At 44.4% G+C, this 21,895-nt stretch carries 19 protein-coding genes; 6 read left to right on the forward strand and 13 right to left on the reverse strand.

Annotated elements, in window-relative coordinates:
• Positions 1-64: 64 nt before the first annotated feature.
• The 6 genes from pruA to EIZ58_RS23895 form a co-directional block, all read right to left on the reverse strand.
• Positions 65-1,636 (reverse strand): L-glutamate gamma-semialdehyde dehydrogenase, encoded by a 1,572-nt coding sequence (gene pruA / locus EIZ58_RS23870; protein WP_134703448.1) that lies wholly within the window; start codon positions 1,634-1,636, stop codon positions 65-67.
• A 29-nt stretch (positions 1,637-1,665) separates the two neighbouring features.
• Positions 1,666-2,580 carry a proline dehydrogenase family protein gene (locus tag EIZ58_RS23875; RefSeq protein ID WP_134703449.1) on the reverse strand — a complete coding sequence of 305 codons (915 nt, stop codon included), beginning with the start codon at positions 2,578-2,580 and terminating at the stop codon, positions 1,666-1,668.
• A gap of 169 nt (positions 2,581-2,749) precedes the next feature.
• The gene (locus tag EIZ58_RS23880; RefSeq protein WP_134703450.1) at positions 2,750-3,403 is read right to left on the reverse strand and encodes an SdpI family protein; all 654 of its coding nucleotides are present in this window, start codon (positions 3,401-3,403) and stop codon (positions 2,750-2,752) included.
• A gap of 1 nt (position 3,404) precedes the next feature.
• Positions 3,405-3,680 (reverse strand): autorepressor SdpR family transcription factor, encoded by a 276-nt coding sequence (locus EIZ58_RS23885; protein ID WP_134703451.1) that lies wholly within the window; start codon positions 3,678-3,680, stop codon positions 3,405-3,407.
• A 128-nt stretch (positions 3,681-3,808) separates the two neighbouring features.
• Positions 3,809-4,309 (reverse strand): DUF3600 domain-containing protein, encoded by a 501-nt coding sequence (locus tag EIZ58_RS23890; RefSeq protein WP_134703452.1) that lies wholly within the window; start codon positions 4,307-4,309, stop codon positions 3,809-3,811.
• Positions 4,299-4,886, reverse strand: coding sequence for a sigma-70 family RNA polymerase sigma factor (locus EIZ58_RS23895; RefSeq protein WP_240689359.1), 588 nt, complete (start codon positions 4,884-4,886; stop codon positions 4,299-4,301). Before EIZ58_RS23895 ends, EIZ58_RS23890 begins: the two co-directional genes overlap by 11 nt.
• A 196-nt stretch (positions 4,887-5,082) precedes the next feature.
• Between EIZ58_RS23895 and EIZ58_RS23900 the strand changes: the two genes are divergently transcribed.
• Positions 5,083-5,700: a CBO0543 family protein gene (locus EIZ58_RS23900; RefSeq protein WP_134703454.1), complete on the forward strand. Its 618-nt coding sequence runs from the start codon at positions 5,083-5,085 to the stop codon at positions 5,698-5,700.
• 402 nt (positions 5,701-6,102) lie between these two features.
• Here EIZ58_RS23900 and ggt read toward each other — a convergent pair whose 3' ends face one another.
• Both ggt and EIZ58_RS23910 read right to left on the reverse strand, forming a co-directional pair.
• Positions 6,103-8,196, reverse strand: a complete 2,094-nt coding sequence (ggt, locus tag EIZ58_RS23905; RefSeq protein ID WP_134703455.1) for a gamma-glutamyltransferase — start codon at positions 8,194-8,196, stop codon at positions 6,103-6,105.
• 132 nt (positions 8,197-8,328) lie between these two features.
• Positions 8,329-8,784 carry a RidA family protein gene (locus EIZ58_RS23910; RefSeq protein ID WP_370297791.1) on the reverse strand — a complete coding sequence of 152 codons (456 nt, stop codon included), beginning with the start codon at positions 8,782-8,784 and terminating at the stop codon, positions 8,329-8,331.
• Positions 8,785-8,872: 88 nt separating this feature from the next.
• Between EIZ58_RS23910 and EIZ58_RS23915 the strand changes: the two genes are divergently transcribed.
• Positions 8,873-9,814, forward strand: a complete 942-nt coding sequence (locus tag EIZ58_RS23915; protein WP_134703456.1) for a threonine ammonia-lyase — start codon at positions 8,873-8,875, stop codon at positions 9,812-9,814.
• Here the strand turns inward: EIZ58_RS23915 and EIZ58_RS23920 are convergent.
• Positions 9,798-11,339 carry an alkaline phosphatase family protein gene (locus tag EIZ58_RS23920; protein ID WP_134703457.1) on the reverse strand — a complete coding sequence of 514 codons (1,542 nt, stop codon included), beginning with the start codon at positions 11,337-11,339 and terminating at the stop codon, positions 9,798-9,800. The two genes, EIZ58_RS23915 and EIZ58_RS23920, sit on opposite strands and share 17 nt — an antisense overlap.
• A gap of 70 nt (positions 11,340-11,409) precedes the next feature.
• Between EIZ58_RS23920 and EIZ58_RS23925 the strand changes: the two genes are divergently transcribed.
• On the forward strand, positions 11,410-11,670 hold the full coding sequence (locus EIZ58_RS23925) for a hypothetical protein (protein ID WP_134703458.1): 261 nt from the start codon (positions 11,410-11,412) through the stop codon (positions 11,668-11,670).
• A gap of 198 nt (positions 11,671-11,868) precedes the next feature.
• Here EIZ58_RS23925 and EIZ58_RS23930 read toward each other — a convergent pair whose 3' ends face one another.
• Positions 11,869-12,759 carry a YusW family protein gene (locus EIZ58_RS23930; protein ID WP_134703459.1) on the reverse strand — a complete coding sequence of 297 codons (891 nt, stop codon included), beginning with the start codon at positions 12,757-12,759 and terminating at the stop codon, positions 11,869-11,871.
• A gap of 72 nt (positions 12,760-12,831) precedes the next feature.
• Positions 12,832-13,749: a hypothetical protein gene (locus EIZ58_RS23935; protein ID WP_134703460.1), complete on the reverse strand. Its 918-nt coding sequence runs from the start codon at positions 13,747-13,749 to the stop codon at positions 12,832-12,834.
• A gap of 156 nt (positions 13,750-13,905) precedes the next feature.
• On the opposite strand from EIZ58_RS23935, the gene EIZ58_RS23940 reads away from it, so the two are divergent.
• Positions 13,906-16,128, forward strand: coding sequence for a GGDEF domain-containing protein (locus EIZ58_RS23940; protein WP_167577921.1), 2,223 nt, complete (start codon positions 13,906-13,908; stop codon positions 16,126-16,128).
• An 18-nt stretch (positions 16,129-16,146) separates the two neighbouring features.
• Here EIZ58_RS23940 and EIZ58_RS23945 read toward each other — a convergent pair whose 3' ends face one another.
• Positions 16,147-17,346, reverse strand: a complete 1,200-nt coding sequence (locus EIZ58_RS23945; RefSeq protein ID WP_134703462.1) for a benzoate/H(+) symporter BenE family transporter — start codon at positions 17,344-17,346, stop codon at positions 16,147-16,149.
• Between the two features lie 105 nt (positions 17,347-17,451).
• On the opposite strand from EIZ58_RS23945, the gene EIZ58_RS23950 reads away from it, so the two are divergent.
• The gene (locus EIZ58_RS23950; protein WP_134703463.1) at positions 17,452-17,910 is read left to right on the forward strand and encodes a DUF3052 domain-containing protein; all 459 of its coding nucleotides are present in this window, start codon (positions 17,452-17,454) and stop codon (positions 17,908-17,910) included.
• Positions 17,911-18,029: 119 nt separating this feature from the next.
• On the forward strand, positions 18,030-19,244 hold the full coding sequence (locus tag EIZ58_RS23955; protein WP_134703464.1) for a stalk domain-containing protein: 1,215 nt from the start codon (positions 18,030-18,032) through the stop codon (positions 19,242-19,244).
• A gap of 32 nt (positions 19,245-19,276) precedes the next feature.
• Here EIZ58_RS23955 and EIZ58_RS23960 read toward each other — a convergent pair whose 3' ends face one another.
• On the reverse strand, positions 19,277-21,565 hold the full coding sequence (locus EIZ58_RS23960) for an Ig-like domain-containing protein (RefSeq protein WP_167577922.1): 2,289 nt from the start codon (positions 21,563-21,565) through the stop codon (positions 19,277-19,279).
• Positions 21,566-21,895 lie beyond the last annotated feature (330 nt).

Raw genomic sequence — 21,895 nt, forward strand, 5'->3', positions numbered from 1 at the left:
TCCTTCCAAAAAATATGAAACAAAGAATGACCCTCTCAAAAAAGAGAGTCATCCTGTCATTATACTAGTTTACTTTACGAGAAGTCATTTTGGCTTGGGTAAATAATAGCAAATAATCATATCCACCCGCTTTAGAATCGGTACCAGACATATTGAATCCACCAAACGGATGTACGCCTACTAATGCTCCCGTACATTTTCTATTAATATAAAGGTTTCCACAGTGCATGGTGTCAAGAGCATACTCAATACGATCTTCTATGTTCGAATAGAATGCCCCTGTTAGACCAAACTCAGTATCGTTGTAGAGCGCGATCGCTTCTTTCCAATCCTTTGCTTTAGCAATCGCTAAGACGGGTCCGAAAATTTCTTCCTGCATGATGCGAGCTTTCCCGTCCACATCGGCAAAAACAGTTGGCTGGATATAATATCCGTTTCCTTCCGCTTTTCCTCCACCAGCGATCAAACGTCCTTCTGACTTTCCAATTTCAATGTATTCTAGGATTTTCTCATACGCGTTCTTCTCTGCAACTGGACCTACCGCAAAATTCTGTTCAGGCAATCCGATCTGCAACTGTTTGGTAAGCTCAGCTACCTTTTCAACCACTTGATCGTAAACGGATTCCACGATAACCGCTCGAGAACCGGCGGAGCACTTCTGACCTTGGAAACCGAAGGCTGACGCCACAATTCCTGCTGCAGCAGCATCGAGATCCGCTGTTTCATCCACAACGATTCCGTCTTTTCCACCCATTTCCGCAATGACACGCTTAATCCAGATCTGGCCCTCTGCTGTTTGTGCTGCTAAGCGATTGATGCGTAAGCCTACTTCTTTTGAACCTGTGAAGCTAATAAAGCGAGTTTTCGGATGTGTCGTGAGGTAATCCCCTACTTCCGCTCCACTTCCGGGGATAAAGTTAAGGACCCCACCAGGTAATCCTACTTCTTCCATTAGCGCTACGAACTTATAAGCAATTACAGGAGTAATGGAAGCTGGCTTAAGCAACACGGTGTTTCCGGAAACAATCGCAGCTGTTGCCATCCCTACAGTAATCGCAAGCGGGAAGTTCCAAGGCGGGATCACAACCCCTACTCCTAATGGAATGTAGCTTAATTGATTGTCTTCACCAGGGATCTTCACTAATGGCTGATGCTCATTCACTTCGCTTAATCGGATCATTTCACGAGCATAGAACTCCATAAAATCAATGGCTTCAGCTGTATCCGCATCTGCCTCGCCCCAGTTCTTTCCTGCTTCATAGACCATCGTGGCAGAGAACTCATGCTTACGCTCTCTCATTAATTGAGCAGCCTTAAATAGGTACTCCGCACGTTCGCGAGCTGGAACCTTTTTCCACGTTTCAAAAGTAGCTAGCGCCACCTGCATGGCACGCTCAGCTAGTTCTTGCGTTGCCTTGCTCACTCGGCCAATTATCATATCAACTTGACCAGGGTTGATGGAGACGATTTTGTCTTCTGTCATCACCTTTTCTGTACCAATATGTAACGGGATCTCTTGGCCTAGTTCTTTCTTTACTTTATCAAGAGCCGCCAGCATAGCTTGCTTGTTTGCTTCCTGAGTAAAATCCACAAAAGCTTCGTTTACAAATGGAGTGATCTTAGTTAATGTTGTCATTTCGGTTTATCCTCTCTCAATTGAATATTTTATTTAAATAAATTCTTTAATACGAACCAAACATTCGCTGGCCTTTCCGCTAGGCGGCGCATAAAGTAACCAAACCAATCCATCCCATAAGGGACATAGACACGCACTTTATATCCTTCATCAACCAGGCGTTTTTGCAAATCCACACAAATTCCGTAAAGCATCTGGAACTCAAATTGTTCCTTGGAGATGTTATGCTCGCGAACGATTTGCTTCGTATAATTAATGATGCTTTCATCATGGCTGGCAATTGCGGAGTAGTTACCGTTTAACAGATGAGTCTTGATGATCTTTTTATAGTTGTCATCCACATCTGCTTTCTCCGGGTAAGCGACCTCTGGAGACTCTTTGTAAGCTCCTTTTACTAAACGCAGATTGGCGTTGATTTCGTTTAAATCTTTCATATCTTGTTCTGTACGGAAGAGGTAGGCTTGGATAACCAATCCAACATTATCATACTCTTGGCGAAGTTCTCTGTAGATATCCAAAGAAATCTGACAGTGAGCATAATCTTCCATGTCGATGCGGACAAAATTCCCGTGCATTTTCGCACGATCCAAGATTCGTCGCATATTGGCCATACACAACTCCTTGCTAATATCCAATCCAAGGGAAGTCATTTTCAGGGAAAGGTTGGAGTTCACTCCTGCTTTTGCAATCGCATCAAGCGTTTGAATACACATGGAAGCCGACTCATTCGCCTCCTCCTTCGTAAACACAAATTCCCCAAGGTGGTCTAAGGTTGCCACTCTTCCTTGCTTATTCAATTGGCTCACCGCGTTGATCGCTTTTTCTATTGATTCGCCGGCTACAAAGCGACTTGCACCAAATTTAAGCCCATATTTTTTCGCCCATTTGTTGGCGGAACGGTTTTTTCCTAACGCCTGAAACATATTTCGCATTAATAGTTCCATGAGGGTATCCTCCTGTTCAAAATTAAACATTATTGGTTTGTTCAACTCGTTGTTGTTCTTTGTATTTTGATTATACAATGAATTAAACAACTTTGTACATATTTATTTTTCTGAAATAAGTGTTTAATTTTGAACAACAAGAAAAACTATTCTCACGACGAGAATAGCCTTAACCTTTCCCTTCTACCTTTTTAAACTGGATATACGAAAAAATTACAGGCACAGCTACCGTTATAAACAGGAAGAAACTGCATAGCCAAACTGTCACAGGCCCAGGCAAAAAAGCCGCAACCAGAAACACGACGCCAGTCACCATGAATAATGGACCGCCAATTCGATGGGTTTTCCTCCATACTTCATCATTCGCCATGGTCCACGGCGTTCGAATGCCAATAAAGTACGTCGGACGGATTTGTCCCATATAGTTCCCGATAATGAGAAACAGGAGTCCTATACCCAATAAAGTAAACAGTTGAATGTTGATTGGATATCCTAAGTTATACAGAATGATAAAGGTAAAAGCGCCGCTTAACAAAACAGATAAGGAAAATCGAAAGATTTCATAGGTACGACCGAACTTCTTGTAATTCTCACTTTTCGGATCAATCTTTCTAAATCCCTTAAACAAAAAAGGATAAGCTAATAAGAACAAACTAAATATTAATAAGAAAGAAATTTTACCTTGATAGCGATTGGGACTTCCGTCCACACCAAAGTGTACAGCCATCTGATCAGGCAAGTCACCAAAAAAGACCAAAAATAGGATGATAGGTATCGCAGATACCAAGATAATCAATCCATCCGTCCGATTCATCTTCGTCATGCTAACTCCCCCGTTCCTTTTTTTTATCCAAGATATCAAAAAACCAGCCCATTAGCTCCTGAACCACCGTTGTATTTAGCGAATACACGATATGCTGACCTTGTCGCTCATCTATGACAAGTCTGGCCTGCTTTAAGATATTAAGATGGTGCGAAATACTCGGTTTTGAAATGTTGAAATGGGCCGCAATGTCGCCCGCTGTCATATTCTTTTCCTTGAGCAGATTGATCATTTCCCGTCTCGTAGGATCGGACAAAGCCTTAAATGAATCGTTCATCATGCGCCCCCTATTTAGATATTTAGATAAATATCTAAATATAATATATCCTATAATGAGTTTTTTTGCAAAGAAATAAGATAACGTGAAAAACCACTGTTCTCATATGAAGGAACAGTGGCTCAAAATTATTTACCAGAAGACAATGCTTCATTAAGTTTATCGAAATAAGGCTGAATCTGAGTTAAAAGCCTCTCATAGGCAACTTTATCCTCAGGGTTTAGCTTCTCGGGATGTAGATTCCCCTTCAAATCCGCCATTTTAATATTATAATAGGTTAAGTCCTTGAGTAAGAGAAGAAATTGAGCAAACTCCTTTGGTCCTAGCGTAGCTTGAGCATGCACTAATTTGGATTCAAAGTGTTGGTAATCCTCCTGGGTACCACCCACCCGTTCCAAATTTTCAACAGATCCCCAAACTTTATCAGACAAGTAAGTATAACCCGCAAAAGCCGCCGTGGGAAGGAGTAGACATGTGGCTAACACCGTGGGAACCAGTCTTCGTTTCCATTTTCCCGTCGGAGATGAAAAGTCTATATTTTGCAGGACCCGTTCTTTCATCTCAGGTTTAGGTTGCACCCGTTCAGCCTCCCATTGCAAAGCCTGGCGAATCTGGTGATTAATACTCATGCCGCTCTTCCACCTTTCTAATCGTAATCTTCTTTTCCTCGTTCTCTTGACGAAGCTTCTTTAGTGCGGAATGAGTGCGTGACTTTACCGTTCCAATCGGAATATCAAGTATCTCAGCCATTTCGTCTTGCTTATACTCGTTAAAATAATGAAGAATGATGATCTGCTTTAGTTTAAAGGGCAGTGCATAGATTCCTTCTAGTAGGTCTCCATGAGATAGATCTTCAACGATCCTCTCCGAAAAATCACCAGCAACAGGTTCCTTCTCATAAACAGCTGACTTATACAAGATTCGGAAGTTCATCCATCTCTTTCGGCGATAAGAATGTATTTGTTTCATTACAATCCCCATTAACCAGGGCTGGAAAGGGCGCTGAACATCGTATTTGGGTAAAGACTTGTGCAATTGAATGTAAACTTCTTGAACAATATCCTCCGCCTCTGATTTCTCTTCCACAAGAAAATGAATGGTCTGATAGACTTGCTTTATTGTTTGCTCATACAACTCACCAAAAGCTGCCCGGTTTCCGGATATCGCACGGTTAATAAGCTCATGTAAATCACTTGCCTGATCCAACTTGTTTTCCCTCCTCTCATCGGTTTCACTGTATATTGGTAGGATCTTATTTTTTCGTTCGATTTTTATTAAAAATTTCTTCATCACCGAAGTTACGACGAGACTCGTTAGCTGATTCTTTCACATCGGAATAATATTCCTTATCAAATCACAAACTAAATAAACATTTTAGTAACCAGGAATCGAGGGATCTTTCATGACCAGTGGGCAAGAAAAACAGTTCTTGGAACTATATGGACTTCAAAAAAAGACCTATGACATGTGGACCGATTACTGGTTCCAATATGTAGCAGGGACTTGGCAATTCTGGGTTTACGTCGCGTTTATCATCGTTCCCCTTGTCGTTCTCTATTTTTATCTTGATCGGAAGAAAGCTTATTTTTTAGGTTTCTACGGTTTTTGCGTGCACATGCTTGCAGCTTATATTGATGCTTTCGGTACCAGTAAGGGTCTCTGGGGATTTCCTTACAAAGCCGTACCTGTGCTGCCCGCAAGCTTTTCTATAGATGCCGTTTTAATCCCCGTATCCTTTATGTTAACGTATCAATGGACACTAAATCGCAATAAGAACTACTACCTCTATTTAACCCTTCTTAGTGTCGTTTTCGCCTTCGGCCTGAAGCCCTTATTATCCGTCCTCGGTTTGTTTGTCATATTCGAGGGAACCACCTTTTTCCATATTTTTTTATGGTATTTTTCCGGGGTGGTGCTTTCTAAGTGGGTCATCAATATTTTTATCCATTTCAGACAGCAGGAAGAGCAACCGTCCTTTCCCCCTATGCGTCTGTTTGCCAAAAAAGAAAAAACCAAGTAGCCTTTCGTGAGGTTACTTGGTTTTTGCATTCTTAGGACACCTGCACAAAAACTCCTCCGTGGAGGTCAATTCATAGTATAGGCAACAGGTCTTTCTCACGCGGCTGACTGCCAACTACAAAATCAAACAGAGGTTTGATGCACCCGAAACAGGATATTCGCAAAATGAGGGCATCATTCAAGGGCTTTGATTCCCTGAATATGAGTACAGCATCCATACAAGGAAACGAAAGTACTCCCGCGACGACTGCAAATAACAAAGCGTTTAGTGACATGAAACTCTCAACTTTTCTATCCTATTATCTTATTGCAATAGACGAGTCTATCAAAGGTAAAGTTTCAGCTATACAAAAAAACTGTCACTCCGATCGAATCGACAAGATTCGGGGAGTGACAGGCACTATTAATTTGTAATCTTAAACTTATCCTCGCTGTAGTGGTTTTGAACAGGTGTAGACGTTTGTGCTTTTTCCTTGGCAAGGAGTACAGCGCGCTCTTCCTTGTTCCAAGAAACCTGATAGCCTAGAGCTTCCGCAACCGCTCTTACAGGCAAGACCTCAATTCCATTCACCTGGATAGAGTCAACTGCTAGATTCTTTGCTTCCGCACCTAAACCTAATAGAAGCTTTCCGGCTTCAACATAGCTTGTACCATCTTGAATATGCAGTTGAGAAGCTGTAAATGGATAGGATAGACCGTTCACCTTCAGAGTAAATGACCCTTTTTCTGTTGGTTCAGCGGCTTTTGGCTTATCCATCACGATCTTCACCGCATCTACGCCCAACACCGAACCTTCGCGTGTATTATCCGCGCCACCGTACATTTTTCCTGTTTCAAAGTCATACATGACTGCTTGTACATTTCCGATATTTTGTGGTGCTTCGTCAAATCGATGTCCTTTACCGAGTAATTCAAGAATAACGTCTTGATTAATACCCGACTCCCAGCGAACATCCGGATAATTACTAGAATAGATTCTAGGTGTTAAGATAGCATCTTGAATATTTAGATCATGGTCGATGACATTCATAATCGTCTGAGCTACCGACGTAATAATCGTTGGACCGCCTGGTGAGCCTACAGCCATAAAAGGCTGACCATCCTTAATTACGAGCGTAGGCGTCATGCTACTACGAGGGCGCTTTCCTGGTTCCACTTGGTTTACACCGCCAGGTGTCGCATCAAAGTCTGTCATCTCATTGTTAAGCATGAAGCCATATCCCGGAACCATGATCCCCGAACCAAATACAGCCTCAATGGTCGTTGTATAAGATACAAGATTACCCCATTGATCCATTACGGAAAAATGAGTCGTCTCACCCGTTGGGTTTTCTTTCTCTTTCACTTTTGCTAAAGCAGATAGATCTTCGTCCTCATACTTCCACGGATTTCCTTCTTTAACAACCGCATTCGCTTCTGCAGGGTTGATGAGTTGCCTTCTCTCGTCAATATAAGTTTTATCAATCAGCCCCTTTTTCGGAACCGGGTAGAAGTCCTCATCCGCCATGTAAGCTGCGCGATCAGCATAAGCCAAATGTATGGACTCAATCAAACGGTGTAGGTAATCTGCAGAGTTTACCCCCATTTTCTTCACATCATAGCCTTCCATTAATTGCAAGATTTGAAGAACGGTAAGACCTCCAGAGCTAGGTGGTGACATTGAGGCTACCTGATAACCCCGGTACTCTCCTAGAACAGGCTCTCTTTCTTTGACCACATAGTTGTTCAAATCCTCGATCGTCATCGTGCCGCCGCGCTTTTGCACTTCCGCAACCAAGGCTTCTCCCACTTCCCCTTTATAAAATACATCCGTCCCTTTTTCTTGGATCAGCTTTAAAGTTTTGGCTAGATTAGGCTGTACGAGGAAATCACCTTCCTTCTTCGCAACCCCGCCTGGATAAAACACTTCGGCAGCTGTACCGTACTGCTTAAGCTTGTCAGCGTTTTCACCTATGTATTGAGCCATAGACCAATTCACAGTAATCCCTTTCTCCGCTTGTTCAATGGCTGGCTGGATCACTTCAGCTAACTTCTTTGTTCCGTACTTCTCTAAAGCAACCTCTACACCTTTAAGGGTACCCGGGACTCCTACTGCTTTTCCGCTAGTATGACGCTCAAACCATGGAATAGGCTTCCCATCTTCCCCTAAGAAATAGTTAGGCGTAACGTCCTTAGGTGCCATCTCACGGCTATCGATGATGGTGATTTTGTTCTGATCCTTGAGGTAGACCATCAAAAAACCACCGCCGCCAATACCTGACATCATAGGCTCCACGACCATTAGCGATAGTTGAATGGCCGCGGCAGCATCTACCGCGTTACCTCCATTAGCTAGAATTTCCTTCCCTACTTCTGCAGCTAGCGGATGAGCAACTGCCACAATTCCCTTCGTAGCTGCCTCCATGGTAGGATCTACACCTGGCACGTGAGCTAGTGCTGGCGTTACCAAGGAGAAGAAGGTAAAACTAGCAATCACAAAACTCTTTAATTTAACCATCATCTTCCTCCTTAAACTATTATTGGTAATATATTACTAGAAATATATTACAAGAGCAATGATGATGAATACTAGAATTGAAAAATAGGAAAAAAGTCTGCACCTTGATATCAAGACCCAGACTTTCTTCTCCTACTTTACGGCCACAATCATCTCAATTTCGACCGGCGTATTGCTTGGAAGTTCGGCTACTCCCACGGCAGAACGAGAATGTCTCCCCATTTCTCCAAAAATCTCAACCAACAGCTCAGAAGCTGCGTTCATGACTACGGGCTGTTTAGTAAATCCAGACGCGGAATTCACAAACCCTGTAATTTTAAGAATGCGCTCGATTCGGTCTAAGGAGCCGAGCTCTTGCTTTAAGCTGGCCAACCCATTTAGGATACATACCCTTGCCGCTTCTTGGGCTTGTTCGACCGTGACATCCTCCCCTACTTTACCCGTATGAAGGAGCTCACCATCTTTTCTTGGCAGCTGCCCACTCACATAAGCAACCCCTTGATGAACAACCACGGGAACATACTGAAAAAGTGGGGCCGCTGCGGGAGGAAGGCTCAGTCCTAATTCGTCGATTCTTGCTTCAATCATATAAATACCTCCTAGCTGTAGAAAAATAATGGAAACTCTTATACTATATAGGAATAATCCCATTACGACAAACATGAGGAGTTCCAAAATGATCTCATTAAACGATATTCAAAAGGCACAAGAGTGGATAGCCAGTCTAGTCGTGAGGACACCCCTTCTTACGTCCCAAACCATTTCAGCTGAGCACGGCAACCAACTTTTCCTTAAATCAGAGCACTTACAAAAAACGGGCTCCTTTAAGATTCGAGGAGCAACTCATAAAGTTTTACTAACAGCCAATGAAGGTGCCCAGCACGTCGTCGCTGCCTCCTCTGGCAATCATGGACAGGCCGTCGCCTACATCGCCCGTCAGCTGGGCCTGCAATCCACTATCGTGGTTCCCGAGGACGCCGCCCTGTGTAAGCAGGCAGCCATTCAAGCTTATGGGGGAAAAGTGGAACTCTTCGGCACCAACTCTCCGGAACGCTTACAAAGAGCCGCGCAAATTAGCGAGGAGAATGGAGCCGTTTTTATCCCTCCTTATGACGACCCTGCTATCATGGCTGGGCAAGGAACCATTGGTCTAGAGATTATAGAACAGCTTTCTGATGTGGATATTGTGTATGTTCCCGTTGGTGGCGGCGGGCTGATCTCCGGTGTAGCCGTGGCGCTTAAAGAGTTAAAACCTACCATTCAAGTGATTGGGGTGGAGCCAGCCCTTGCCCAAGATACCTATCTTTCCATTCAAAAAGGAGAAAGGACCTCTATACCGCCTACCCAAACCATCGCCGATGGTTTGAGAACCTCCATACCGGGAGAATTAACCTTCCCTCTTGTCCAGCGCTTTGTCAATGATATCGTACTCGTATCGGAAGATCAGATTAAACAAGCGTTTTCGCTTGTGCTGAGCCGAATGAAACAGCTCATCGAACCTTCCGCGGCGGTGGCCGTGGCAGCGGCCTTAGCCCACCCACCGGAAGGCAAACGAATCGTTGCCGTCGTGTCAGGCGGAAACGTGGATCTTGACCGCATCCCTAGCCTTCTTGTTTAAGTAACCCTAAGATAAAAGGCTTAAGATCGACGACGCGCAGCGTCTTCGGTCTTTTGTCCGTTCCCGCGACAAACATAGGAATCAATAGATCCTCCTTGTGCAACGAACCATGATTTCCGCCCCCGGGGTGAATAGGCGAATGGGCCCCCTCCATCTCATAACCAGGAGCTGTCGTCATGATGAAATAATCACCGGAATGAGAATGAGCCGCGGCATACAACTGCATAAGGGCATCTGGATATTTCCCAAACCCAATCTGCTTCTTTCTTGTATCGATATCTAAGTCCAGTACACTCTCTTCCCCCTCGATATCCCACGTTTGGGAGTAGACATCGGTAAAGGATAACCCTGGGCGGTAGCGAAGCTGTTGACCGGATTCTGGGTGCATCACTTCTATCCATTCTCCGCGTCTTCTCGTTATCATATCCACACGAGCGTCCTTTTTCACCATCTCCACTACCTGATCCATATCAAGATCTTGCCGCAAAGGGTAAACATAAGCCATCCTGGAGTTGACAGCAACCGCTAAGTCATCAGCAGCAGTGGTTTGATCTGGCTCCGCAATCTTCAGAGGTTGAAACAACGTGTCTAATGGAATCACCGACTTAGCCTTATCCTCCCCGATGCGCGAAAAGCCACTATCCCCCATGACAATAAATACATGATCCCTCAAAGCCTCTTCCCATGTACCAAAAGCATGCAATACTTCCTGAAGCAGCTGATCGACCTTCACAATGGTGTCCTTAGTATTGATTCCCTCCTCATGAGACTCCTTGTCCAAATCAGGCATGTACATAATGGTAAAGTCGGGTAAAGCTTTATTTTGAATAAGATCCAGCAGATGATCGACCGACACCCGATCATTCACACCATAAGAAGGGAAAAAGCGATGGGTAAAGCCGGTTTGAACATAATGATGAAAGCTGCCTAGCACAAAATAAGGAGGTGCCATCGTCGCAAGGGGAGCCATTCCTGGAACATGGAGAGTCTTTTGCTCACTTCCCCGATAAACCAAAGCATTAATCGAAGCCGTTGGCTTTCCCATGCTTGCTAATTCCTCATGGATCGTGGGCAGGTCCTGATTAAGATGCGTATTATTGAGGTGAAGAAGACCATTCATGGCCGTCTGAACCGCCCCGCTTCTTATTGAAGAAACAGTACCGTCCCCGTAATTAACGAGCTTTCTCTCCTCAACATCATACCAGCGCAATCCAGGAACACCATGATGATTAGGATAATGACCGGTTAATAAGGTGCTCTCAATGACCACCGACATCGTTGGAAAAACGCTAACCAACTCATCCGTATACCACCCCTTCTCTTTTAGGAAACGGAACGCAGGCAGCTTCCTTTCCTCCATCATCGTAGTCAAAGGGTTCTTTATGAGAGAATCAACAATGATAAGGATGACTTTTTTCGAACCCGTTGCTTCAGTCTGAATGTGGAAAGGTCGTGGTTCTAGCCCACAGCCACTCATAACAAGCAGAAAACAAAACAGAGTGAACATCAGGAACACTTTTTTCATTTTTTTCGGAACTCCTCGTGGAAAAATGAACGTTCCTTGTTAGTTTTTCCAGGTAAAGGATTTTTACTTTATGGAAAGATACCAGGCACATGAGCAAACGTCATTTCTTCGTGAGTATCCGAGCGATCCGCTAGGTTCAGGGCACAAATCGCGAGCTTGCGGTACCTCATCCGAGCGATCCACCAGGTTCTGGGCACGAATCGCGAGCTTACGGTACCTCATCTTAGCGATCCGCCAAGTTCAAGGCACGAAACGCGAGCTTGCGGTACCTCATCTTAGCGATCCGTTAAGTTCAGGGCACGAATCGCGAGCTTGCGGTACCTCATCTTAGCGATCCGTTAGGTTCAGGCTACGTGGCCAGGAGGGCTTGGGAGTTTTGTCAGCATTCAGTCCCTCATAGTAGCCATACGGTTCAATTAATATCACACATAAACCTCAAAAAACTTAGCAAGGTGCTCTAATGAGGAAAATGGGGGCAAACAACAAAAGACTCCTTCCCTTCGGAAGAAGTCTTTTCTCTCTTATCATTCTACTTTTTCAGCAGCTCAGCAATCACAGCCTCTGCCGGTGTTCCTTGCACATTCTCCATGGCTCTAGACAGCCCTTTTGCTTTCTTTCCTTCAGAATCCACCTTAAGTTTAGCCCCATTAGCAAATTCGATTTCGATCTCTACTTTTCGTACCTGCCCATCCTCTTCGCCAATCGCCGCGAGTATACTTTGTAGGATGGCTTGGCTGTCCATATCACTTGTTAATACCATTCTGCTCAGTATTTCTTCTGCCGAGGACACGGCCCTAGATCCGGTAATCTTGGTTTTATTTTTGCCCTCTTCGATCTCGATTTCGCTTTCGATATCATCGTCATCTTGCTTGTATTCTAGCTTGTATTTTTTGTTTCCGATTTCTAATTTAATTTTTAATTCCTCAATCTCCTCTGGCTTGACTCCGTGTTGACCAACACTAGTCTTCTGCACTGGAGCCGCTGCTTGGACTGCTGGTTGAACAGACGCAGGGGCAGATGTAGGCGCAGGTGCCGCAGCAGCTACCTCAGCCTGAGCTTCCCCTATCGCACGAATGTACCGAACTTGCTGCCCTGAGTTTAAGATGACTTGAACCTCATCCGTGAATTGGATATCGGCAAGCTCTACCTTTTGATCGTTCCTATAAATGGTCGTTCCAGAATCAATGGTGTATTCCCACTTCTTTGCACCATCAAAAACTGCAATTTTATTTGCATCTTGATCGATAAAGACCGGTTGACCCACCACTTCTTTGGGTGGTTCTGCTTGGACTGACGGGTCTGCCACCTGTTCTTCCGCGGTTGATGGATCAGCTTTTTTATCCGCAAAAGTCAACCAAGCAAAGGATAGAATGAGCGTAAAGACCATACCAATACTAATATAACCTAGTTTCGTTTTCATATCTGATATCCCCCTCTTTACCCATAAATTCGAACGGATAGCTTGATTTAAGGGGGGAGAAGAAAGATATACCTAAGTTAAAGATTGAAGGAATGCTAGCAAATGGTTTCGTTGCCTATCATCAGCCACTTGCCAGATGTCATAGGAGATATCTGCCACCGTTAAAGCATGCAGATCCTTGGGGCCATTCTGTAGCAGCTGTTGTATCGACTCTAGCAAATCCTCTTCTGTCACCACTGTTATCTGCACCTGATCTCGAGGAACCCATACATTATCTTCATTATCTATGTAAACCTTTTCTGTCATCCTTTTCACTTCATGAAGCCCAACATTCCATTCCCTCTCCTCTAAAAGGGATTGATGACGATAAAGATAGCCTAAGGTTAATAAATGATGCCCATAGAAGCCTGGCTTCTCTAGCACTTGATCGAGTACTTCACTAAAGTGCAATGGACCTGGATCTTCTTGGACAGGTGGTACCCACTTCGAGTCAGACGTAGGATAGCCAGGAAAGGTCTTTGCAGCAAATTCTACGAACCGCTCCAGGGTATATAAACGATCTTCCTCTGTTAAATCTCCTTGAATGATTTCAAAGAAACTGCACCAGACACTCCAGCTATGGCCTAAATAGCTCATTTCATGAATGGCACGGTCCCTAAAGCTCATTATGATAGCTTCTAAACCTTCCTGTTGATACCATGCAAAAGAAGTAAAATAGGCTTGGGGGAACATACCTCTTCCTATCATTCTTTTTGCCATTTGGGGAGTGGGTTGGATGGCCTGTTTGTTGACTAAAGGACTAAATTGACCTTGTACCAAAGGATACTCCTGCCACTTGCTTCGAGCTTTTAAAACAGAAAGCATCTCCTCATTCCAGCCGAACCGTTCATGAAATCGCTTTAAGGACAGTGCACCTTTTAAGAAATGACTCTCCCCGATATTGGCTAGCTTCCGGACGGACTCTCTTAACGTTTCTTGTAGAAACTCCATAAGCTCAACTCCACTTGTTTTTGTATGAATTCATTATACCAATATCTCACATTAAATTTACACACTCTTAACCTTTACAGCCTGCTATTTAGGTATCGTTAGAGAGAACTAGAGTTGGAGTGTGAACAGGTAATGAAATTCTTCAAGAATAACATAATGCGAAAATGGTTCATTCGTGATCCTCGAATGAAATTAAAATATCTGCTTGAAAAAGAAATGACTAAACACTACCCCATTTTCCTATTTTATATAGATGTCGCCAAGCTTTCCGAAATCGAGCTCCAATACGGCTTTGATCAGTCCAGCAACATCATTCATGCACTCGATCAATCCATTGCGCGCGCTGTCTCCAGCTTGGCTTTTCATCCCATTAAGTATATCCACCATCACCGCTTATGGGGGGATGACTATTGTCTCTGTATGTCATGGGAAGCTGATCATGCCCCGGAACACATGCAAGATAAAATCCATGAGCTCTGCATACAACTGAAAGATCGTATAGAATTACACCTGAACAAACAAATTTCCTTGCCCGCCAAAGATAGCATACGACTCCATATCGGCTTCTCCAAGCTTACGGGAAAAGATGTGAACAAGGAAATCTACCAAGCAGTGAAGTCCGCGAGTCAAATGGCAAAGTACGATGTGAGGACCAAAGAATTTCTACAGCATCGTCATTTTTTTCAGATCCTGCAGGCGGAAAACCTAAATAGCTACTATCAACCCTTGGTTACTTTAAAGGACGGCTCTGTCTACGGTTGGGAAGGCTTGATCCGAGGGCCCGAAAATTCAGAGTTCTTTTTACCCTCCCGCCTATTTGACTATGCGGAGAAAACCGGTCGAAGCCTTATGCTAGATTCCATCTGCAGGAGGAAAGTTTTAGGAAGGCTTGCTGAAATCTCAGCTGATCAGAAAATCTTCATCAATGTGGATCCAAGAAGTATCGAGGATACCAACTTCTTCCAAAGGGAAGCCCTCTACCAACTTGACCGGCACGGACTCTCACCTCAGAATATTGTACTTGAAATTACGGAGCGCCATGCCATTACAAACTTCACTAGATTCCGAGAATTGATTGGGACATACCGTAAGCTAGGCTATCTCATCGCTGTTGATGATGCTGGTGCCGGCTATTCAAGCTTAGAAACGATTGTGCAAACTTATCCAGATTTCATCAAGCTAGATATGTCTCTCACCCGAAGTGTAGATGCTGACCCCGTGAAAAAAGCGATCGTAGAGGCTTTCGTAACCTTTGCCCGAAAAGTCGGCTGTAAAATCATTGCGGAAGGCATTGAAACCAAGAGCGAATTAGAATCACTTCTCGAACTTCAAGTGGATATTGGACAAGGTTATTTTTTAGGCCGTCCAGCTCATCAGCTCTGTCAAGCTTCAGGACAAGCCATGACCTTTTTTGAAACACGTACACAACAAGATCATCCCTATGAGCCTAGACATTTGGTCAGACACTTCACTATGTTTCCGCCAACGTTTCCGATTGACACGAAAGTCAAAAAAATACACCAGATTTTTGAGGAACAACCTTTGCTTGATCACGTCATCATTCTGGATGGAAAAAAAGCCGCAGGTCTTGTGATGAGGCAGCATCTCTATGGTTTATTGGGTGGGCAGTATGGGGTTCCTCTTTATCGGGAAAAGGAGATCCACACCATTATGGACAGTACTCCGCTTAAGGTAGACCAGTATACCCCCATTGAGGAGGCATCCAAGGCCGCTATGGCAAGAGACCCTCAGAAGCTTTATGATGCGGTGATTATTACAAAAGAAGGGGATTATTGCGGTTCCATTACGATCCAACGGCTGCTAGAGCAAATTGCGCAAGCCAAACTCGAGTGGGCCACATTAACAAATCCCCTCACCCAGCTGCCAGGCAATATCCTCATTGAACGGGAGATGGAAAGACGGATTCAGCAAGGGCAGCCTTTCCATATCGTGTATTGTGACTTGGATCATTTCAAGCTATTTAATGATACCTACGGCTTCGAGCGCGGGGACGAGATCATCCTCCGGACAGCTCATCTCATTCAACGAAACGTCATTCAACACGGTCATCCCCGTGATTTTGTAGGGCATATTGGAGGGGACGATTTTCTGTTTATCACGTGCCCAGCACTTGTGCATCATTTAGCAGAGCGGATAAAGGAGCAGTTTATGTTCCATATGCAGGATTTTGTATGCGAAGAGACTGATTGTGAACGCGTTTGCCTCTCCCTTTCGATGGCAGGCATTCAATGTGAACCGGGGCAATTCCGCCATGTCTCGGAAATAGCCGCTCTCGCCGCCAAAGTCAAGAAACTGGCGAAATCACGTCCTGGCTCCAGTTTTGCAACGGATGAAGAATGGCTGATGGAAGTAAAATGACCACCTCAGCTGAGGTGGTCATTTTGGCATGGCTCTGGATAACAGAGCCCCTAGTAATAACGCCCAGACCGGCGCACTAATGTGCAGGAAAGAAACATTGGACAAAGCCACAATGAAGGCGGTCAACGACGCCATTGAATAATTCTTAGCCGAAAAAGAAAATTGCAAGTTGGCCAATAGAACGCCGATCAGGGAAAAGCCAGCCAGCATGGAAATCATCGCCTGCGGCAACGATTGGATAAACGGAACAATCTTCCACGCAAAGATGCCAAAGATCATCGTTACCACTCCACAAACTACCGGAGCTGTATAACGTCTCGCTCTTTCCCCCGAATCTCTACTTGAACAAATCGCCGTCATCATCCCCGCGATATTCGCACATTGCCCTCCAAACAAGCTAGTAATGGTAGAAAAAACGCCGCTCATTGTGACGATTTTTCGGATCGGGGGCTTATAGCCCGTGCTTTCTAATGCCCCTATTCCCACCGCTGCATCGTTGCTTAGGATCAGCATGGCCAATGGCAACGCGAGCGTCACAAAGGATAGCCAAGAAAATTCTGGTATCTGCACAGAAGGCATAAAGGATACCTGTGACGTTTCCGTCGCAAAAGTTCCTTGTGTCAACAACCAAGTGATAATGGCAATTACAATGGCCCCTAATGCCGGAGGAAATCGCTTGCGATATCGAGTAAAAATAAAGTAGCTTAAGAGGGCAATTCCTCCCACTAGTGGAAGCTCCTTTACGGAAGGAACGAGACGAACCACATAACTAGCGACCAAACCTGCCAGCATAGCGGAGATGACTTCCTTCGGAACCCACTCCACCATCTTGGTAAAAAGGCCTGAAATTCCAACAAAAAAAATAAACAACCCCGACATGACATATCCGCCAATTAACTCGGGGTAGGTAAATTGAGCCGTTACTGTAGCTAAAAAAGCGACCCCAGTTAAAGAATGACCCCCAGTAATGGGAATTCGCAACCACAAGGGCATAACCACGCCAAATAATCCTCCGAAGAAGTAAACAGCAAACATCCAGCTGATGGTCTGTTCAGAGGTAAAGCCTCCATATGCAGCAGCTTCCAGTATAATCAGTGCGGTCCCAGCAATAAGCAGCGTGGCTGAAATCAATCCGGTAGACACACTCTGAATTGTCACATCGGCGAACAACCCTGCATTCCGTTCCTGTTGAACTTCCGTTTTCTCCCTCAACTCCATATCGGTACTCCTATCTCTTTTATCTAATGCCTTGACTATACTTGAGACCTCCAAAAAAGTCTACTATAGTAAGGGTATTACAATTCAATTGAAAGGATGTAAACCATGGAAATCCATCCTGTGGTAAAGAAATTAAACTTTAAAGATCAGGGGCAGCCGGTACTCATCTTAAACGCCCCTAAAGTATATGAGGAAATCATGGCCACCTTCCAGGGGGACGTTCATCAAGAACCTCAACTGGAAAGCTATGATTTTGTTCAAGTGTTTGGAACCTCCAATGAGGAGCTTCAACTACTTGGAAGGAAGGCCTCCCAGCTGGTAAAGGAAAACGGGCTGCTCTGGCTCTGTTACCCTAAAAAATCATCCAAGGTCTATAAAGGATCGGACTGCAGCCGAGACACTGTAGCCGGCATGCTTGCCAATGAAGGGTTTGAGCCTGTTCGCCAAGTGGCCATTGACGAAGACTGGTCTGCGTTGCGCTTCAAAAAGGTAGAACATATCAAGACTATGGTTAGAAAATTTGCCGTCACTAATACAGGAAAAGAACGTACCCAAAGCGAATGACGAATCGGCCCCCTCTCCTCAGCGGGCCGATTATTTTTTCTGCCAAACATTTTCGCTGTCAATCTATTATCCTTCATGTATACTAAAATAGTTATTTTAATAGAAGCAAGGAGTATAGAATGCATACCTACTATCGATCGTTCTTATTCTTCTTTTTCATTTTTCTATGCTATCACCAAGACATAGACGCCGCGCAACCAGACTTCACCATCCAAATCAACGGCGTTCCCTTTACCGTTCCAGATGGAGACCTTCAGCCCTATTACCTTAAAAGCGGACGGACGATGGTTCCCTTGAGATTTATCTCTAATCAATTGGGAGTCAAGGAAGAAAACATTCATTGGGATCCAGCGACTAAACTCGTGGTGATCCAAGCAGCTAATATGTTGCACTTAAACATTGGAAGTCCTTACCTAGGGCTGAATCAACACTTTATCCGAATTGATGCACCTGCTGAACTAACTCATCAACGAACCTACCTCCCTCTACGTGCGATTGTTGAAAATTTAAACGGTACCATTCATTGGGACTCATCCGCTAGAATCGTAAATATTATTATCAATGAGCAAGCCTTTGCTAAAAACCGGAACACAGCTCCAACTCCGATTCCCTCTAAGATTTACAACCGTCACCTTGCAGACAGTGTTCCCGTGCTCACCTACCATCACCTTCTGCGTGATCAGGAAAATCAACTGTATCGCACGAACTCTGCTGTCACTTCCGTAGAGATGTTTGAACAGCACATGAAATATTTATACGAAAATGGTTTCTCCACCTTTACCTTACAAGAACTGGAGCAGTACCTAGACGGAAAAATTCATCTCCCCCAAAAAAGCGTGATCATTACCTTTGACGATGGATACTTGAGCAACTATCATTATGGATACACGATTCTAAAAAATTATGGCTTCTCTGCTACCATTTTTGCTGTTACCTCTCTTATTCGCGAGCAGCCTGAGCGCTTTCATCCGGATCAGTTAAACTATATCAGTTGGCCTGAGATTAACCAACATAGCGATGTATTTTCCATTGAATGTCATACCTACGATATGCACCGGCAAGTGAATCTGAAGGGATATTTACTCTTTAAGCCTAACCAAGAAATTCTAGCAGACCTAGCCCTTTCAAAGAGTAAATTAAACGCTTCGTATTTTGCCTACCCGTATGGACAATACAACCAAACAACGACGAAATTGCTCAAGGAAAGCGGATATCGAATGGCTTTTACCACAAAGAATAGCAAAGTGACTCCTAAAGTTCAGCGGTTTGAAATGCCTCGTTACGGGATTTACCCGTGGACAAAGATGAATGATTTTATTCACTATGTAAACTAGAAAAAGACTCCGAGAGGGAGTCTTTTCTCATGTTAAGGCTTGAAGATTTGGTTAATCACAACAGAGGCCGCTGCTCGAGTTAACGGAGACTTCGGGCGGAAGGTTTGGTCTGGGTATCCTAGAATGATCCCTTCTATCACTACAGCACCGACTAAACCGTGATTCGAGATTTGTTGCTTATCCGTAAATCGAATCACACTTGCATCAGCCTTAAGCTTCAAGGAACGGGCAATCATAATCGCCATTTCTTCACGAGAAATCGCTTGCTGCGGATGGAAATGAGTGCCATAGTCACTCTTTACAATGATGCCTTGTTCCATTGCCGTAGTAATAAATGCAGCGGACCAATGATTGGCAGGCACATCCGTGAACGAACTTTGCGCTTTTTTCAAGGTCGTTTGTTTAGCGGAAATTAGCATCGTTACAAACTGTTCTCTAGTGACCGACTGATCTGGCCTAAAGGTTCCATCTGCAAATCCATTCAGGATCCCGTAATACGCCAAACGCTCAATTGCCGTTTGGGCCCAATGCTGCTGAACATCTCGGAACGTTTTTTCATCCAACGTGAACGAGCGAATGTGCTGGCCATCGATGTAGATGGCGTATTCACGGTTCGCATCCAAGCCGGAAAAGGTTACTTTTCGATCCTTTGTAGTTTGGGAATCAAAGTAGATCCCTTCTCTTCGCAAGGTGACCTCTACTTGCCCCGTCGTCCCACTCCAGCCCATCTCGACTGAACCTTTTGCTTTCCTTGTAACAGTAAAATCCCGAACGATTTGGTTTTTTTCTGTGCGGATGGTTCGAATATAACTACCATCAATGTATACATCATAATCCGTATCTCGGTCTAGATCGGTAAAGCTCGCTCTTCGATTGCTTGTTGACATCGCATCGATTCTGCGTCCGTCTTTTCTTAGCTCTACATAGACCGTTCCCGAGGTACCCGTCCATGCTACCTTAATTGTAGAAGTCGTTCTTTCTTCCACTGTAAAATTTTTCACTTGATTAATGTTTTCGATCTTAAAAGTCCCTGCTAGTTTTCCACTGATGTAGATTTTGTACTCTACCCCTTCTTGAAGGTTATAAAAAGTAGCCGTACGCTGGCTCGTCGTGAGCGCATCCACCTTTCGGCTATCCTTGATGAGGTCAACCGGCACGGATCCTGAAGTCCCCGTCCAGGTAATGGATACTGTTGTTGAGCTTTCTTTCGTATATTGCAAGTCTTTTACTTGAGTATGGATCAATTGCGAAATGACAAAGGTCTTCACATGTTGACCGTCTAAATACAATTTATACTCTGTGCCTTTATCTAGTTTAGAGAAGCTCACTTTTCTTTGGGTGGTCGAAGCCGTCTGAACGAGGGTGGAGCCTTTTTTCAGCTCCGCCTTTACTGAACCTGAAGAACCTTCCCATGTAATCGTAACTTTGCTGTCGCTATCCCGATCCACGAAAACATCGGTAAATTGAGGTAGTACCGTCACAACGCAAGTGGCTTTCTTTCCTCCATCTGCCGATGTCACGGTTATGGTTGCCGTTCCTGCTTTTTTAGGTGTAACCACGCCATTTGCATTGACCGTTGCGACCGCCGTATCACTGGAATGCCACGAAACTTTTTTGTCCGTTGCGTCGGCTGGCGTAATCGTCGCTTTGAGTGTGAACGCATCTCCATTTGCATACAGTGTCATCTTCGTACGTTCTAATGAGATGCCCGTTACCGCCACACCTACCACCTTGACTTGACACGTAGCCGTATACCCACCGTCCACACTGGTAGCAATAATCGTAGCTGTCCCTACACCTACAGTTGTGACTTTCCCATTACTGTCTACTTTTGCAATTTGCGGATGTAAACTGGTCCAATTGATTTGTTGATTCGTTGCATCTGTCGGTGTAAATTTTGGTTTTAGCGTTGCCGTCTGTTTCCCTAGAGTTAAGCTGATGGAGGTTTGTTCTAAAGCTAATCCGGTTACCTTCTTCTCTTGCGGTTTAACCGTAACCGTGCTTACCGCCGTCATTCCTCCCTGAACGGTAGATGCAATGATCGTAGCTGTTCCTTCTGCTACAGCCTTTACCTTACCCGTTTCATCTACCGTAGCTACAGATGGAGCGCTTGAGGTCCATCGCACCTCCTGATTAGAGTGGTTAGGGGTAACAGTAGCTGTTATAGGATAAGGTGCATCTCCTACTGTTAATGTGAGTTGAGCCGGATTCAACGTGATCCCGGTAACCGCTTCATGGTTCGCATGAACAGCCCCCATAACCATAAAAGTAAAGATCAACACAGACCAAACTACATAAACTGCACGACAATAACCCTTCATCATTTTCCCTCCTCATGCCTTCTGATTGTTTGACGTTGGGAAAGGATGGGATGTTTCACGCGATGTAAAAAAATGGTTATTAATTCCTAGATGATGGTTGGGATCCCTACTTTGGATAGAAGCAGATTGAGCAGTGGGGGCTAGACTTACTTGGAGTCATTACCGGTTGGGGATCAAGTTGCTTGATTTTATATAAAAATCCCCCAGAAGAGAAAAATTGGCTATGGACATTAATAACAAGCTATATACTTATAACTGGTGAAAACAGGGGAATTTTCATTGGAGACGGTACCTCTTCGTGAGCATCCAGAGCGAACGCAAGCGAATGGG

It is taken from the genome of Ammoniphilus sp. YIM 78166, from assembly GCF_004522215.1.
GTDB lineage: Bacteria > Bacillota > Bacilli > Aneurinibacillales > RAOX-1 > YIM-78166.

Excerpts from the sequence above, each read along its gene's own strand:
- pruA (WP_134703448.1), bottom strand. The coding sequence starts at position 1,636 with ATGACAACATTAACTAAGATCACTCCATTTGTAAACGAAGCTTTTGTG.
- EIZ58_RS23875 (WP_134703449.1), bottom strand. The coding sequence starts at position 2,580 with ATGGAACTATTAATGCGAAATATGTTTCAGGCGTTAGGAAAAAACCGT.
- EIZ58_RS23880 (WP_134703450.1), bottom strand. The coding sequence starts at position 3,403 with ATGACGAAGATGAATCGGACGGATGGATTGATTATCTTGGTATCTGCG.
- EIZ58_RS23885 (WP_134703451.1), bottom strand. The coding sequence starts at position 3,680 with ATGAACGATTCATTTAAGGCTTTGTCCGATCCTACGAGACGGGAAATG.
- EIZ58_RS23890 (WP_134703452.1), bottom strand. The coding sequence starts at position 4,309 with ATGAGTATTAATCACCAGATTCGCCAGGCTTTGCAATGGGAGGCTGAA.
- EIZ58_RS23900 (WP_134703454.1), top strand. The coding sequence starts at position 5,083 with ATGACCAGTGGGCAAGAAAAACAGTTCTTGGAACTATATGGACTTCAA.
- ggt (WP_134703455.1), bottom strand. The coding sequence starts at position 8,196 with ATGGTTAAATTAAAGAGTTTTGTGATTGCTAGTTTTACCTTCTTCTCC.
- EIZ58_RS23910 (WP_370297791.1), bottom strand. The coding sequence starts at position 8,784 with ATGATTGAAGCAAGAATCGACGAATTAGGACTGAGCCTTCCTCCCGCA.
- EIZ58_RS23915 (WP_134703456.1), top strand. The coding sequence starts at position 8,873 with ATGATCTCATTAAACGATATTCAAAAGGCACAAGAGTGGATAGCCAGT.
- EIZ58_RS23920 (WP_134703457.1), bottom strand. The coding sequence starts at position 11,339 with ATGAAAAAAGTGTTCCTGATGTTCACTCTGTTTTGTTTTCTGCTTGTT.
- EIZ58_RS23925 (WP_134703458.1), top strand. The coding sequence starts at position 11,410 with ATGGAAAGATACCAGGCACATGAGCAAACGTCATTTCTTCGTGAGTAT.
- EIZ58_RS23930 (WP_134703459.1), bottom strand. The coding sequence starts at position 12,759 with ATGAAAACGAAACTAGGTTATATTAGTATTGGTATGGTCTTTACGCTC.
- EIZ58_RS23935 (WP_134703460.1), bottom strand. The coding sequence starts at position 13,749 with ATGGAGTTTCTACAAGAAACGTTAAGAGAGTCCGTCCGGAAGCTAGCC.
- EIZ58_RS23940 (WP_167577921.1), top strand. The coding sequence starts at position 13,906 with ATGCGAAAATGGTTCATTCGTGATCCTCGAATGAAATTAAAATATCTG.
- EIZ58_RS23945 (WP_134703462.1), bottom strand. The coding sequence starts at position 17,346 with ATGGAGTTGAGGGAGAAAACGGAAGTTCAACAGGAACGGAATGCAGGG.
- EIZ58_RS23950 (WP_134703463.1), top strand. The coding sequence starts at position 17,452 with ATGGAAATCCATCCTGTGGTAAAGAAATTAAACTTTAAAGATCAGGGG.
- EIZ58_RS23955 (WP_134703464.1), top strand. The coding sequence starts at position 18,030 with ATGCATACCTACTATCGATCGTTCTTATTCTTCTTTTTCATTTTTCTA.
- EIZ58_RS23960 (WP_167577922.1), bottom strand. The coding sequence starts at position 21,565 with ATGAAGGGTTATTGTCGTGCAGTTTATGTAGTTTGGTCTGTGTTGATC.